Raw genomic sequence first — 254 nt, 5'->3', positions numbered from 1 at the left:
GGGCTTTTTTTGTGGCGAGGTGCCGGGTTGGGGCGCTGGAGTTGCACCCGAGATTGACGCGAAGTCGCTAGCGGTAGTAGCGCGCAAGCAGCATGGAAATCGAGGCCAGTATTCCGCCGATGCCGACGAGGGGGTACATGAAATCGATAATGCGATTGCGCAGCGCGCGGTTCTCGATAAGGTAGTCGATGACATTGGGCATTGCGGTCCTCCCTGTGGATTATTTTTCAGGAGTATAGCTTGGGTGCTCCTGA

The 254-nt window shown here is 56.3% G+C and carries 1 protein-coding gene; it reads right to left on the bottom strand.

The window, feature by feature from the left end; translation table 11 throughout:
- Positions 1-67 precede the first annotated feature (67 nt).
- The gene (locus SB679_RS25285) at positions 68-202 is read right to left on the bottom strand and encodes a hypothetical protein (RefSeq protein ID WP_410705087.1); all 135 of its coding nucleotides are present in this window, start codon (positions 200-202) and stop codon (positions 68-70) included.
- Positions 203-254: the final 52 nt, after the last annotated feature.

Source organism: Chryseobacterium sp. SIMBA_029 (assembly GCF_046535275.1).
Taxonomy (GTDB): Bacteria; Bacteroidota; Bacteroidia; order Flavobacteriales; family Weeksellaceae; genus Chryseobacterium.
Note: the sequence above shows the minus strand (reverse complement) of the source record. Positions and strands in the feature narration are given on the sequence as shown.